Consider the following 14,582-nt stretch of genomic DNA (forward strand, 5'->3'; position numbering starts at 1 on the left):
CATTGTCGTCGGCCTGTATCGGCGCTTCGGCGGACGGGCTGTTCCGGTGCGGGCGGGCGCGGCTGGGGATAATGAGGCGAGCCGATAGTCCAACGTGGAGTTCCCAGCATGTTCCAGCACGTCGACGCCTACGCGGGCGATCCCATCCTCAGCCTGAACGAGGCCTTCCAGAAGGATCCGCGCACGCAGAAGATCAACCTGTCCATCGGCATCTACTTCGATGACGACGGCCGCATCCCGATGCTGGACTCGGTGCGCCGGGCCGAGCTGGCCGTGGTGGAACAGGCCGGTGCGCGTCCCTACCTGCCGATGGAGGGCGCGGCCAACTTCCGCACCGAGGTGCAGAAGCTGCTGTTCGGCGCTGACAGCGAGGCGCTCCAGAGCAAGCGCGTCGCCACCATCCAGGGCGTGGGTTCCTCGGGCGGCCTGAAGGTCGGCGCGGACTTCATCAAGCGCTACTTCCCCGACAGCGCGATCTACCTGAGCGATCCGACCTGGGACAACCACCGCGCGGTCTTCGAGGGCTCCTACATCGAGTGCCGCAGCTACCCGTACTACGACGCGCAGACCGGCGGCCTGCGTTTCGACGCGATGCTGCAGGCACTGTCGGAAGCGCCGGCCCGCAGCGTCGTGCTGCTGCACGCGTGCTGCCACAACCCGACGGGCGTGGACCTGTCGCAGTCGCAGTGGGACGCGCTGATCCCGGTGCTGAAGGAGCGCGAGCTGATCGCCTTCCTGGACCTGGCCTACCAGGGCTACGGCGACGGGCTGGAGCAGGACACCTTCGCGATCCGCGCGCTGGCCGCGGCGGGCCTGAGTTTCTTCGTCGCCAACAGCTTCTCCAAGAACATGAGCCTGTACGGCGAGCGTTGCGGCGCGCTGTCGGTCGTGTGCCCGGACGCGGCGCAGGCGGCCAACGTGCTGGGGCAGCTGAAGTTCACGATCCGTCGCAATTATTCGAACCCGCCGATGCATGGCGGCCAGGTCGTGGCCAAGGTGCTGGGCGACCCGGCGCTGCGCGCGCTGTGGGAAGGCGAGGTCGAGGAAATGCGCGAGCGCATCCTGGCCATGCGCAACGCGCTGTTCGAGGTGGTCTCGGCCAAGGTGCCGGGGCGCAACTTCGACTACTTCCTGAAGCAGCGCGGCATGTTCAGCTACACCGGCCTGACGCCGGAGCAGGTGGATCGTCTGCGCGAGGAATTCGGCGTCTACATCCTGCGCTCCGGCCGGATGTGCATCGCGGGCCTGAACACGCGCAACGTCGAAGCGACGGCGAACGCGATGGCTGCGGTGCTCGCCTGAAGCACCGGCGGCAGGCCCCTCTCACACGGACTCCCTCTCCCGCAAGCGGGAGAGGGAGCAAGAAAGGGGCGGGCATTCCCCTTGCGCGCATTCAACAAGGTTATGGGTAGCGGCACCGCTTTCATTGGCTGAGGGTGTCGTGAATCCGTAACCTCCCGGACCATTCAAGAATGAATTCGTCCGGGATGAAACAGCTAGTCGTGATCGGTGGGGGCGTTGTCGGCGTCACCACCGCCTGGGCCCTGGCGGAGGCGGGGCACCGGGTGACGCTCGTGGAGCGCGAGGCCGCGCTGGGCACGGGTGCGAGCCGTGCGAACGGCGGGCAGCTCAGCTACCGCTACGTGTCGCCGCTGGCCGATGCCGGCGTGCCGCTGAAGGCGCTGCGCTGGCTGCTCGATCCGGACGGCCCCCTGCGATTCAAGCCCGACGGCACGGCGGCCCAGTGGCGCTGGCTGGCCTCGTTCCTGGCCCATTGCCGCGGGCCGGTCAACCAGCGCACGACCGAGCGCCTGCTCGAGCTGGGCGCGTTCAGCCAGCACTGCTTCGGCGAGCTGCAGCGGCATGCGGCGCTGGACGCCATCGCGCTGCGCACACCGGGCAAGCTGGTCGTGTACCGCAAGCCGGAGGAATTCGCCCGCGTCGCCGCGCGCACGCCCGCCGGCGGGCCGGAACGGGCACTGACCCGCGATGAATGCCTCGCGATCGAACCGTCGCTGGGCGATGGCGGCGCGCAGTGGCTGGCGGGCGGCATCTTCACCTCCGGCGAGGCCGTCGCCGATTGCCACGCGCTCAGCGTTCAGCTGGGCGAGCGGCTCGCGCGGCATCCGAATTTCCGGGGCCGGGTGAAGGCCAACGCCACCGGCTTCGTCGTCGAGGGGGACCGCGTCGCCGCGCTGAGGACCGACCAGGGCGATCTGGTCGCGGACGGCATCGTGCTGGCCGCCGGCTTGCAGAGCGCCGCGCTGGCGGAGCTCGTCGATCTGCGGTTGCCGCTGTATCCCTTGAAGGGCTACAGCCTGTCCGCGCCGATCAACGGTGTGCACCGTCCGCCGACGGTCAGCGTCACCGATTTCGAGCGCAAGACGCTCTACGCCCGCATCGGCGATCAGCTCCGCGTCGCGGCGATGGTCGATCTGGTCGGCGACGACACCAGCATCGATCCGAAGCGCCTGGCCGCGCTGCAGCGCAACGTGCGCGAGACCTTCCCGAAGGCGGCCGACTACGACCACGCCGTGCCCTGGGCCGGCCTGCGTCCGGCGACGCCGAGCGGCGCGCCCATGCTCGGCGCGACGCCGCTGCGCGGGCTGTGGCTGAATGTCGGTCATGGTGCGCTGGGGTTCACCTTCTCGTTCGGTTCGGCCCGGATCGTGGCCGACCTCGTCTCCGGCAAGCCCAGCCCGATCGCGCTGGATGGGCTGCAACTCCGCGCCGCCTGAGGCCCCGCGATGACGATGGCCGCCAAGCCCGTCGCGCTGGATGCGGCCTCGCTCGCCGAGGCGTTGCGCGCGTCGGTGCTCGCACAGGACTTCGGCGCCACGATCGATCCGCAGGACGAGGGGCGGGCGATCCGGCACTTCCCGAGCATCGATCTCGCCGTCGTCGCGTTCCCGGAACGCGGTGCACCGGTCGTGGCGAACGTGCTGTTCTCGCGCGAGCATCCCGAAGGCCTCGTTGCGGACATCGCGCCGGACGCAGGGCCGGTCCGGAACATCCGCTACCTGGCCGATCAACGCGACGCCGAGGGCCACTCGATCGCGTGGCGACCCACGTCCGACTGGTCCACGATGGACTGGACGCCGCTGGCCGGCGAGGTGGACGAAGGCGGCGGCCGCATGGTCGCGCCGTATCCGGCATCGCTGCTGAAGCTGATGCTGCTGGCAGGCGTGGGCCGGCTGGTCGATCAGGGGCGCGCCGGCTGGTGGCAGCCGCTGATCTACGCCGGCCGCGAACGCGCGGTGTCCGACTGGGCCTACGACATGGTCACGTGGAGCAGCAACGAGGCGACCTCGGCGCTGGTGACGCTGATGCACTCGGCCGGCGCGATCCGTCGTGATGGGGGTCGCGAGGTGCGCAACGAGCTGCACACGCTGTTCGCCTCGCTCGGGCTCACGACGCTGCGTTTCGCCAACACGACGGCGGAGGGCGGCTGGGGCAACGGCTCGGGATCGGGCGTGGGCCAGATCCAGATGACCGCCTGGGACACGGTGCGCCTGCTGTGGTGGCTGGACCCGGTGGCGCCGCGCGCACCGTGGCTGCGCGCCGATGCGCCGCGGCTCTCGCCCGAGAGCCGCAACCAGGCGATGCACGCCCTGCAGGATCAGGCGCTGCACCAGGTGCTGTCGAGCAGCGCGCTCGGTGGCGTGCCGGGCTGGGTGCCGGGACTGCCGGCGCGCCTGCCGGGCCGGTGGCTGCAGCCGGACGGCGGGCTGCATGCGGGCGAGGTGTCCTTGCCTGGCGACCTGCGCCGCTACGCGACCGGCGGCGAGGTCTGGTTCGCGCACAAGACCGGCAACACCGAGAACTACAGCTCCGACGCGGGCATCGTGCGCGGCATCCTGCCCCGGCGCCGGCACTACCTGATCGCGCTGCTGACAACCTCGGCTCGCGGTACGCTCCGCATCCCAGCTGCGCCACGACCTGGCGCATCCCGGCGCTCGGCGCCGCGATCGACGCGCGGATGGCGGCGTGGCTGGAGTTCCACCCCGCTCCGCATGGCTGACGACACCTTCCTGCTGCCCCCGCTGCCCGAGCGCGCCTGCCTCGGCGTGATCGCGCCCGCCGGCCCGCCGAGGGACGGCACGCTCGAGCGCGTGGTGCCGCTGATCGAGCGCCTGGGCTTCCGCGCGAAGGTGTACCCCGGCTGCCACGGGCCGACCTTCCTCGGCCATCTGGCTGCGGACGATGGCCGTCGCCTCGCCGACCTGCACGAGGCGCTGGACGATCCTCAAGTCGATGCGGTGATGGGCCTGCGCGGCGGCTACGGCTGCCTGCGTCTGCTCGACCGCATCGACCGCGCGCTGCTGCGCCGATCGACGAAGCCGCTGATCGGCTACAGCGACCTGACGGCGCTGCATGCGCTGCGACAGCAGCTCGGCATGGCGGGGTGGCACGCGCCGATGCCGGCTTCGGACTGGCACAAGGGCGATGCCGGCTGGGCCGATGCCGTCGCGCTGGCGGAGCGCTTGCGCCGCGGCCTCCGTGTCGGCGATGCGCTCGGTCCAGCGCTCGCGCCGCATCCCCTGAACCGCGGCTCGACGCCGGTGCGCGGCGTGCTGAGCGGTGGCAATCTGGCCATGCTCGTCGCGCTGATGGGCACGCCCTTCATGCCGGACCTGCGCGGCTCGGTCCTGTTCCTTGAGGACATCGGCGAGGATCCCTACAAGATCGACCGCCTGCTGTGCCAGCTGCGCCTGGGCGGCGCGCTCGACGACATCGCAGGCGTGCTGCTCGGCAGTTTCACCGACGCCGACTCGCCCGACGAGGTGCTCGCCGACTACTTCGGCGATCTCGGCGTTCCGGTCCTCGCCGGCTGGCCGAGCGGCCACACGACGCCCCACCTGCCGCTGCCGATCGGCGTGGCGGTGACCCTGGATCCAGGCGAGAGAACGCTCAGGACCTGAGCGCTTCGCCTCCCCCCGTCAGAGGGCCGACTTCAGGACGAATCAGTCCGGGGCATGACCTGTCACTCAGTCCTCTCGCAGTAGTGCGAAGGGGACGATGTGATGACTGCCGTCTATCTGGTCCAAGGCTTTCAACGCTGGATGCGCAAGCAGGCGATGCAGAGACGTCGACCTGTGCCGCGCCGTGGCGGAAATGGAACGCGGACTGATCGATGCAAATCTCGGTAGTGGACTCTTCAAGAAACGGATCGCACGATCCGGGGCCGGCAAACGCGAGGGGTATCGCGTGATCGTGGCCCGTCGACAAGGCGGGCCGTGGTTCTTCATCGAGGGCTATGCGAAGAATGCGGTAGCCAACATCGAAGGATGGAGGCTTCGTGGCTGCAAGGAAACCAACGTGCTCCTCGAAAAGATGAACGACGATCAACTGGCGGGGGCCATCGTTTCAGGACTTCTGAAAGAGGTGATCTGTGATGCGTAAACGCAAGTTCGACTCGATTGACCGGATGGTGAAGACCGGACGCCGTATGTATGCCTGCGGCTTGGCGAGCGGCGAGGACTTCCAGCGACTGGCTTGGGTCGGTATCGCTCCAGCGGAGCCATTGATGCCCGAGGAAGTCCGGATCATTCGTGAAAGCGCGGACCTGGACCTCTACACCTTTGCCAACATGCTCAACACGACGGCGCGCCTGTTGCGCCGCTACGAGCAAGGCATGGCCCGACCCACGGGACCCGTCCTCCGCCTGCTGCACACGATCCGGGAGCAGGGCATGAGGAACGTGTTTCCCTTGAGCTCCCGTGCACTCGGCGGACAGGCGTAAAAAAGCCCGCCGGTCTCCCGGCGGGCTTGATGTTTGCGTACCTGTCGTGCAAGGCGGCAGGCAGGTCGCGATCAGAAGAACTTGTAGTCCAGGCCCAGCGTGAACGAACGTCCGCGCGGGTCGGCCACACGCGGTTCCCACGAGCTGCCCGAGCCGGTGTTCGTGTCGTAGCTGTTCGCGAACGGCGGGTCCTGGTCGAAGAGGTTCTTCACACCCACGGTGACCGTCAGGTTCTTGATGCCGCTGTAGGCCACGCTGGCGTGGTGCAGGTAGTACGGCTTGACCCACGGATCGAAGGCCGGCGCCGACGCGTTGCCGTTGGCCACGCCCGGCGGGACATAACCGTAGTAGCCCGTGCTGTACTGCTGGCGCAGCGACCAGGCCCAATCACCGTAGGTGTAGGTGATGTACGCACTGTGCTTCCAGCGGATGCCCAGCTCGCTCGACCGCGTGAACTGGCCGATCTCGCTCGGGCCGAAAGCCACGTTGTCCAGCAGCTTGGAACGCTTCTTCAGCAGGTAGGTGCCGTCCAGGCCCGCGCTCAGACGGCCGCCGTTCATCGGCGTGCTGCCGCGCATCGACAGTTCCAGACCGCGCGTCTGCGTCTCGCCGGTGTTCACCCAACGGGTGTCCACCGTCTGCAGCACGCCGTTGGCGTCGCGCTGGAAGGCCTGTGGGAACAGCTGGTAGTTGTTCAGGATCTGCGTCAGCGTCAGGCTCTGGATCTGACCGTCACGACGGATGTCCCAGAGGTCGACCGACGCGCTGAAGTCCTTCACCGGCTGCCACACGAAGCCGATGTTGGACATCTTCGACTCCTCCGGCTTCAGGTCGTTGCGACCGCCGAAGAGGGTGTTGAACGTAACCGCCTGGCAGCCCGCCGTGTTGCTGACCACGTTGGCCGGGCAGGTGGCCGGATCCGGCACGCCGGCGCCGGTGTACGGCGATTCGGTCACGCCGTTGAACAGCTGGTTGAAGGTCGGCACGCGGAAGCCGGTGCTGTACGACGCGCGGAACACCAGGCTGTCGATCGGCGCGTAGCGGATCGAGGCCTTCGGATTGGTCGTGCTGCCGAAGCCGGTGTACTTGTCGTAGCGCACCGAGAGGTTCAGGTCCAGGTTCTTGACGATCGGGATGATGGTCTCGCCGAAGATCGCGCCGACCTTGCGCTTCACGCCGCTCAGCGCGTTCACGTTGTCGAACGGGGCGTTGAAGATCCAGGTGTTGATGTCGTTGGTGTTGACCGTCTGGTTGCCGTCGAAGCGGTACTTCTCGATCCGGTAGTCCACGCCCACCGCGCCCATCACGTCGCCGGCCGGCAGCTTGAACAGCGGGCCGGAGGCGGTCGCGTCGTACTCGTCGGTCGTGTACTTGCCGCCGTAGAGCTTGGTGCCTTCCGCGGAGATCGCGTCCAGCGCCGCCAGCGCGGCCGGCGTCTGCGACTGTCCGGCCAGCAGGAACGGATTGAGCACGCCGGTGTTGATCAGGTTCGCCAGGCCGACCCAGTTCTGGTAGCCGGAGCCCAGCACCGAGTTGCTCTTGCTGAACGCCTGCGAGGCGCCGACCTTGTAGTCCCAGTCCTTGAGGAAGGGCAGCGGGCCGTCCATGCTCACCAGGTAGCGGCCGGTGTCGGTGGTGGTCTCGAACTCGCGCTGGCCGCATTCCATGCAGCGCCAGCGGAAGGCCAGCGGCTTGCCGGCCTGCGAGGCCAGCGATGGGAAGGCGCCGACCAGCGCGTTCCACACGGTCTGGTAGCTGGCGCCGCTCGACGGGTAGGCCAGGTTGCGGAACGGGCTCGCCACGTTGGTGCCGTTGGGCAGGCCGATCGTCGACGTGGCGCTGCCGCTGCTGATCTGGTTGGCGGAGAAGATCTTCTGCGACTCCGACTTGCCCAGCAGCACTTCGCCGGTCAGCGTGTGCTCGCCGAGCTTGAGCATGCCGCGCGTGACCAGGTTGGTGTTCTTCACCGGCTGCTGGATCACCGCGGCCTTGCCCGAGTCCCAGGCGCAGCCGAACTGGTTGGCGGGCGACGCGGCGGCGGAGTTCCACAGCTTCTCGGCGTAGGGGGCCATGCCCGGCTGCGAGGCGCAACCGGCGCCGCCCGGCAGGTCCAGGATGTTGGCGCTGGTCAGCGTCGCGCCGTTGTAGACCGGCGGCGTGATCGTGGGCGAGAAGAAGACCGTCGCGAACGGCGTGCCGCGCGTGTCCGGGGACAGGCCGCGCTCGGGCTGGAAGCTGTTGACGAAGTCGCGCTGCGAGCCGTCCAGGCGCTTGTTGTCCGTCATGGACAGCACGGCCATGACGTTGAAGCCGTCCTTGTCGATGTTGCCCAGGCCGCCGGTCACCGAGCCGCGGTAGATGTTGCCGCCGCCGTGCTGCGTCACGTCGGTGAAGCCGCTGACGGTCAGGCCGGTGTAGTCCTTGCGCAGGATGAAGTTGATGACGCCGCCGACGGCGTCGGTGCCGTAGGTCGACGAGGCGCCGTCCTTCAGCACTTCGACGCGTTCGATCGCGGCCATCGGGATCTGGTTCAGGTCGACGACGCCGCCGTTGAGGCCGTGCGCCGCGATGCGGCGGCCGTTCAGCAGGATCAGCGTCGCGTTGGCGCCCTGCAGGCGCAGGTTGGCGGAGGTCGCGCCGTTGTTGCCGCGGGACTGGCCCGAGACCACGTCCGCGTTGGAGGCCAGGTTGTCCAGGCCGTTGCCGTTGGAGGAGAGCGTGGCGATCAGCTGCTCGGCCGACACGATGCCCTGGCGGTCCAGGTCGCGGCGCGAGATGGTCTGCACCGGCAGCGCGCCTTCGTCCTGGATGCGCTTGATGCTCGAACCGGTGATCTCCACCCGCTCGATCTTCTGGACTTCCTGCGACCAGGCCGCCGCGTGGGCGCCCAGTCCCACCACGACGAGGCAGCGGGCGAGTTGATTCAGTTTCACGACCTTCTCCTTGTTAACCGGTCCGGCGTCCTGGAAACGCCTCCAACGACTGCGGTCGTCCGATGCGGGGGCGACCTGTGGGTGTTGCTGTGTTGCGAGCTGTGAACGATCTTCAAGCACGAGCGGTTTTCACCGTCATAGGAACGTCACCCATTTGTTGTTTCCGTCCCGATGAATGCTTGTCTCGCGCGTATAACCTGCGGGAATGCAGCGGGGCCGGGAATATACAGTCGCTGCTCATGCGATCGATCCCCGCCCTGGTCCTTCTGGCCGCCGCGCTCGCGACGAGCGGCTGCGCCACCCTCGTCGACACCCCGCCCGCACCGGTCGAGGCCGCGCTGCGGCAGGCCGGCGTGCCGGCCTCGTCGCTGGCGGTGGTGGCCTATCCGCTCGACGCGCCCGGCACCGGGCTGCGCCTGAACGCGGACCGGCCGATGGCGCCGGCGTCCACGATGAAGACGATCACCGCGGTGGTGGCGCTGGACCGGCTCGGTCCCAACAGCCGGGGGCAGACCCAGCTGCTGGCCGCGGGCGAGGTCCGTGACGGCCGCCTCGAGGGGCCGCTGGTGCTCAAGGGCGGAGGCGACGCGGACCTCGACTGGCCCGCGCTGTGGGCGATGCTGCGCGAGGTGCGCGAGCGCCACGGCGTGCGCGAGCTGGCGGGCGGCATCGTCGTCGACCGTGGGCTGTTCAACCCGGCGCGGCCGGACATCGGCGCGCCGCGTTTCGACGAGCAGGCCGAGTTCCCCTACAACGTGATCCCGGACGCGCTGCACCTCAACGGCAGTCTGCTGCAGTACGACTTCTGGTCCGACGACCGCGGTCTGACGGTGCGGCCGTTCCCGCAGTTCGGCGGACTGGTCATCGACACGAGCGCGGTCCTGCTGAACGACAAGCCCTGCAAGGACTGGGACGACGACTGGAAGCCGTCGCGCTTCGAGGCGCTGCCCGAGGGCGGCGGCCGGCTGGTGCTGGCGGGCGAGTTTCCGCGCGGGTGCCAGGTCTCGCAGTCGCTGAACGTGCTGGACCGTCAGTGGGAGACGGCGCAGGCGCTGCGACAGCTGTGGGGCTCGCTCGGCGGAACGCTCTCGGGCGAGATCCGCGAAGGCGCGACGCCCGACGGCGCCCGCGTGCTGGCGCAACACCGCGACCGCCCGCTGGCGGAGCTGCTGCGCCCGATCATGAAGGCGTCCGACAACGCGCTGGCGCGGATGCTGTTCCTGCGGCTCGGCGCGTCGGCGGCACAGCCCGGCGAGGACACCCGCGAGGCCGCCGCGCGCGTGGTGCGCGAATGGTTCGCCGCGCAGAAGATCGACACCGCCGGCATGACGCTGGAAAACGGCTCCGGCCTGTCGCGCAGCGAGCGCGCCTCGGCCGCGCAGATGGCGGCGATGCTGCAGGCTTCGGCGCGCGGCGCGCACGGTCCGGAGCTGCTGGCCACCTTGCCGGTGGCCGGTGTCGACGGCACGCTGGTCCGTCGCATGAAGGGCACGGCCGCGGAAGGCCGCGCGCGGATGAAGACCGGCACGCTGCGCGACGTCGTGGCGCTGGCTGGCTTCGTGCCGGACTCGACCGGCAAGACCTGGATCGTCGTGGCGATCGTCAACGACGATCAGGCGGCCAAGGCGCGACCGGCGATCGACGCGCTGGTGGACTGGGTCGCGCGGCGCTGACAGCCGTACTTCCGCCGCCGCTGGCCCTCACCCCCACCCTCTCCCGCAAGCGGGAGAGGGAGTCCGACCGGCTCTACTCGCAGCGCCCGCTCCTCTTGCTCCCTCTCCCGCTTGCGGGAGAGCAACCGTGTCAAGCGGCTTCGGCGTTTCTCCAGGGTTGGCCGGTTTTGAGGATGGCGTTGAGGATGATCAGCAGCTTGCGCATGCATGCGGTCATCGCCACCTTGAAGGGCTTGCCCGCCAGGCGCAGACGTTCGTACAACGCCTTGATGGGCCCGTTGCATCGCTTGGCCGTGAGTGCAGCCATGTACATCGCCGTGCGGATGTCCGCTCGTCCGCCCTGGATGTAGCGCTGGCCGCGCCGCTTGCCGCTGTCATCGGCAAACGGCGCCAGGCCCACCAACGCCGTCAGGCGCTTGCGGTCCAAGGTGCCCAGTTCGGGCAGGCGCCCCAGCAGCATCGTGACCGTGACTCGACCGACACCCGGCACGCTGTCCAACAGTTCGTACTTGGGCTGGTAGATCGTCGAGTCCTTCAAGCGACCGTCCAGATCCTTGTCGATCTCCTTGATCCGCTTATCCAGCCACTCGATGTGTTGCCGCACGCTCGTGCGTGCCACGTGCTTGACCGTGGACAAGCGGTTCTTCTCCTGCGCCCGCATGGTCACCAGCTGCGCTCGCCGATCCACCAGCTCGATGATCTCCTGCTGCGTCTCGCCCGGTAGCGCATACACCTGAGGACGAATGGCCTGTGCGAACCTGGCCAACACCTGAGCGTCCAGCCGGTCCGTCTTGGCAAGGACACCGGTCGCGCGGGCGAAGTCGCGCACCTTCTTGGGATTGACCACCGCCACGGCGATTCCAGCCGCGCACAGCTCACTCGCCAGCGCCGCCTCGAAGCCACCGGTGGCCTCCATCACCACCAGCGTGGGCCCCAGCTTCTTGAGCTGCGATACCAGCGCTGCTCGTCCAGACTCGTCGTTGTCCACTCGCGGCGACAACGCGCCAGACTTGTCGGCAGGCGCAGCGGGTACCTGAGCCAGGTCCAGCCACGCCTTGCAAACGTCAACACCGATGAAGATCTCTTCGCTCATGCCAGCGCCCTTCCTTGTGTTCGATACGGCCTCAATGGACCTCACAACCGTTCGGGCTGTCTGTTCATGACGAACCGAGGTCGGCCGCCACGACCCTCGCTCTCCCTCGGCATGGCGTCGAAGCGCCTACCCTGGGCTGGTCGGCCTGTGGCGGCCTGGGCGTACTTTGCTACATACAAGGGCGGGGGTGAGGGGCGCGCGCAGCGCGCGGGGTTCGGGCAGTCATGCTGCTCTTCTCACTCCCTCTCCCGCACTGCGGGAGAGGGCAGGGGTGAGGGCTAGCGGCCGTGGCGGTGCTGAAGCCTCGGGGCCTAAAGCACTGCCGGCGACAGCAGCCGCAGCGTGCCGGCGCGCGCGTCCATTTCTGCGGGCTGGCCCACCGGCACGGTGAACTTGCGCTTGATGTGGCCGATCATGGCGCCGCGGTACACGGGCACGTTCAGCGGCAGGAAGTAGTCGTCGAAGACTTCGTCCAGCGTCAGCGTGCCGAAGCTGCCGTCGCCTGGGCCGCACTGCGTGAACTTGCCCAGCACGACGCCGGCCAACTGGTCGAGCGCACCGCACAGGCGCAGCGTCGAGAGCATGCGGTCGACGCGGTAGATGTACTCGTTGATCTCTTCCAGGAACAGGATCGCGCCGCGTGTGTCCGGGAAGTAGGGCGAGCCCGCCAGCGAACTCAGCACCGCCAGGTTGCCGCCGACCAGCGGCCCGCGCGCGATACCCGGCCGCAGCGTGCTGATGCGGTCCTCGCGCTGGACGAGGTTGGCGCCGCGCTCGCCCTGCGGGTTCTGCAGCAGGTCTGCCTGCGCGTCCATCGCGACGGCGCGGAAGTGCTGGAGGGAGAACTCGTTCCACTCCGAGCCGGCGACCGGGCAATGGAAGGTGATCAACCCCGTCTGCCGGTGGATCGCGTTGACCAGACTGGTCAGGTCGGAGAAGCCGCCGAAGAACTTCGGCTTGCGGCGGATCAGCGCGTAGTTCAGCTTGTCGACGATGCGGTTGCACCCCGAGCCGCCGGTCAGCGCGAGGAGGCCGGCGACCTCGTCGTCGGCGAAGAAGTCGTTGATGTCCGCCGCGCGCTGGACGTCGGTGCCGCCGAACTGGCCGTAGCGACCGCGCACGTTGGCGCCGAGCTTGACCTTGAAGCCGAGCGCCTCCAGCGATTCGACGGCGATCTCCAGCGGCTCGCGCTCGTAGGTGGCGTTGGCGGGGCTGACGAGCCCGATGGTGTCGCCGGCCTTCAGCCGCCGCGCGCGCAGCGGTTCGTGGGCTGCCGCCGCGCGGGCATCGCGGGCGGGCGTCGCGGCCTGCGCGGCAGGCAACGCACCGAGCGCGGTGGCCGCCGCAGTGGCGGCACCGGTGAGGATCTGGCGACGGGAAGCAGTCATGGGATCTCCGGAGGGCAGGCGTGCCGAGACGGCCAGGCGGCTAGGCGATTCGTGCCGCGATGCGATGGCGGATGGTGTTCAGATCACCAGCGGCAGTTCGCGGCGGACGCGCTCGCGGTCGCCGAAGTCGAAGTGCCACCATTCGGTGCTGATGGTCTGGAAGCCGGCATGGCGCATCGCCGCGCGCAGCCAGCCGCGGTGGCGGAGCTGATCGGCGGTCAGGCCACCGGACGCCAGCTGCTCAGCCTCGAACTCGGGGTGCGAGGCCGGCGTCATCTCGTCGAAGCCGGTGCCCATGTCGAGCTCGCGGCCCTCGGCGTCCAGCAGCGTGACGTCGACCGCCATGCCGAACGAGTGGATCGAGCGACGCGCCGGATGCGCGAGGTACTTCGTCAGCGGCGTGCCTTCGAGCTCGGCCCACAGCGCTTCCTGCACGCGCTGCGGTCGCAACGCGTCCAGCACGACCAGCGTCACGCCGGGGCAGTGCCGGTTCAGGTAGGCGGCGGCCTCGGCGACCGCGTCCGCCGATTCGCGGCGAAGGTAGGCGCAGTCCAGACCGCCGTAGACGTTCCGGCCCACGAAGTTGTCGGGCGTCGCATAACGCAGGTCCACCGCGATGCCCGGGATCGTCAGCAGCGAACGGAACTCGTCGTGCGAGGCGATCTCCTCGCAAGGGATGGGCGGGGGCGGGGCGTGGTCGACGGAAGCGTCCGGAGTCATGGCGAGGCGGGGTGGAGCCGGAAGATCAGACGCCGAGGCGCGTCACTCCAGGCTCTCGAGGTTGGCGCGGGCGGCGTCGCGCAGGTAGGTGACCAGCCGGCGCGCCGCCTGCGCCAGCGGCGCGCTGGCGGAGGTCAGCAGGTACAGCTGGATACTCATGGCCGGCGCCAGCGGACGCACCTTGACGCGGGTGCGGTCCGCCGACGCGGCGGTGAAGGGATCGACCGCGGTCATGCCGACGCCGGCCTCCACCAGCGCGCGGGCAAGCTGGTAGGTCTGGACGGTGATGCGGCTGTCGAGGTGGCGGCCTTCGGCCTCGCTGGCGTTGTGCAGCATGTGGCCGAGCGGGTCGTCCTCGGCCATCGCGATCAGCTCGGACTGGATCTCCTCCAGCGGCAGCGGGCCGGTGCCTTGCGCCTCGGGGCTGTGCAGGGGGCACAGCGCCATCATCGTGCCGCTGGCCAGCACCTCGGCCTTGATGCCGGGGTGGCGCGGGTCCTGCAGGCTGAGGGCCAGGTCCGCCTCGCCGAGCAGCAGCGCGGAGACGATCTCGCGCGTGTGGTTGGTGCTGAGCTGGCAGCGGCTGCGCGGGAAGGCCTGCGCCCAGTGCGTCATCGCCGCGGGGATCACCGAGGCGCCCAGCGTCGGCGTGGCCATCAGGCGCAGCGATTCGGATTCGCCGCTGCGCAGGTTGGCGGCCAGGCGCCGGATCGCGACCAAGTCGCGGTTGAGCTTGTCGATCTCGACGAACAGGCGCTGCGCTTCCGGCGTCGGATAGAGCTTGCCGCGGACGCGGTCGAACAGCGGCATGCCGAGTTGAAGCTCGCAGTGCTGCAGCACCTTGGTCACGGCGGGCTGGGAGATGTGGAGCAGCTGCGCCGCGCCGCTGATCGTGCCGGCCTGCATGATCGCGTGGAAGACTTCAATGTGACGGAGCCTCATGTCGGCCCCCGTCTGACGGGTACGTCGTCCGACCCCCGTGGGGGCCCAGCCCGGCTTGGGGCGGCCCGGCGCTCGGGCCGGCGCGCTGAG

General features: G+C 69.1%; 11 protein-coding genes. 6 read left to right on the top strand and 5 right to left on the bottom strand.

The window, feature by feature from the left end; all coding sequences use genetic code 11:
* The first annotated feature begins 108 nt into the window (after positions 1-108).
* The 5 genes from ACQ859_RS03610 to ACQ859_RS03630 all read left to right on the top strand — a co-directional run bounded on the left by ACQ859_RS03610 (position 109) and on the right by ACQ859_RS03630 (position 5,743).
* On the top strand, positions 109-1,302 hold the full coding sequence (locus ACQ859_RS03610) for an aromatic amino acid transaminase (protein ID WP_088405707.1): 1,194 nt from the start codon (positions 109-111) through the stop codon (positions 1,300-1,302).
* 143 nt (positions 1,303-1,445) lie between these two features.
* On the top strand, positions 1,446-2,738 hold the full coding sequence (locus ACQ859_RS03615) for a D-amino acid dehydrogenase (RefSeq protein WP_431266453.1): 1,293 nt from the start codon (positions 1,446-1,448) through the stop codon (positions 2,736-2,738).
* A gap of 9 nt (positions 2,739-2,747) precedes the next feature.
* Positions 2,748-4,922: an LD-carboxypeptidase gene (locus ACQ859_RS03620; protein ID WP_431264630.1), complete on the top strand. Its 2,175-nt coding sequence runs from the start codon at positions 2,748-2,750 to the stop codon at positions 4,920-4,922.
* 184 nt (positions 4,923-5,106) lie between these two features.
* Complete coding sequence (locus ACQ859_RS03625; protein ID WP_431264631.1) at positions 5,107-5,403, top strand: type II toxin-antitoxin system RelE/ParE family toxin; 297 nt, start codon at positions 5,107-5,109, stop codon at positions 5,401-5,403.
* Positions 5,396-5,743: a helix-turn-helix domain-containing protein gene (locus ACQ859_RS03630; RefSeq protein WP_431264632.1), complete on the top strand. Its 348-nt coding sequence runs from the start codon at positions 5,396-5,398 to the stop codon at positions 5,741-5,743. Before ACQ859_RS03625 ends, ACQ859_RS03630 begins: the two co-directional genes overlap by 8 nt.
* Positions 5,744-5,814: 71 nt before the next feature.
* Here the strand turns inward: ACQ859_RS03630 and ACQ859_RS03635 are convergent, their stop codons facing one another.
* Positions 5,815-8,676 (bottom strand): TonB-dependent receptor domain-containing protein, encoded by a 2,862-nt coding sequence (locus ACQ859_RS03635; protein WP_431264633.1) that lies wholly within the window; start codon positions 8,674-8,676, stop codon positions 5,815-5,817.
* A gap of 239 nt (positions 8,677-8,915) precedes the next feature.
* Here ACQ859_RS03635 and dacB point away from each other — a divergent pair, with 239 nt between their 5' ends.
* On the top strand, positions 8,916-10,349 hold the full coding sequence (dacB, locus tag ACQ859_RS03640; protein WP_431264634.1) for a D-alanyl-D-alanine carboxypeptidase/D-alanyl-D-alanine endopeptidase: 1,434 nt from the start codon (positions 8,916-8,918) through the stop codon (positions 10,347-10,349).
* Positions 10,350-10,479: 130 nt separating this feature from the next.
* On the opposite strand, the gene ACQ859_RS03645 is transcribed toward dacB, so the two are convergent.
* The 4 genes from ACQ859_RS03645 to ACQ859_RS03660 form a co-directional block, all read right to left on the bottom strand.
* Complete coding sequence (locus tag ACQ859_RS03645) at positions 10,480-11,442, bottom strand: IS110 family transposase (RefSeq protein ID WP_431263498.1); 963 nt, start codon at positions 11,440-11,442, stop codon at positions 10,480-10,482.
* Positions 11,443-11,753: 311 nt separating this feature from the next.
* Entirely contained in the window at positions 11,754-12,830 is a 1,077-nt protein-coding gene (locus ACQ859_RS03650; RefSeq protein WP_431264635.1) for a S66 peptidase family protein, read from the bottom strand.
* A gap of 78 nt (positions 12,831-12,908) precedes the next feature.
* Complete coding sequence (locus tag ACQ859_RS03655) at positions 12,909-13,550, bottom strand: M15 family metallopeptidase (protein ID WP_431264636.1); 642 nt, start codon at positions 13,548-13,550, stop codon at positions 12,909-12,911.
* A gap of 42 nt (positions 13,551-13,592) precedes the next feature.
* Entirely contained in the window at positions 13,593-14,492 is a 900-nt protein-coding gene (locus tag ACQ859_RS03660) for a LysR family transcriptional regulator (protein ID WP_431264637.1), read from the bottom strand.
* Positions 14,493-14,582: the final 90 nt, after the last annotated feature.

The organism is Roseateles chitinivorans (genome assembly GCF_050632235.1).
Lineage (GTDB): Bacteria > Pseudomonadota > Gammaproteobacteria > Burkholderiales > Burkholderiaceae_C > Roseateles > Roseateles chitinivorans_A.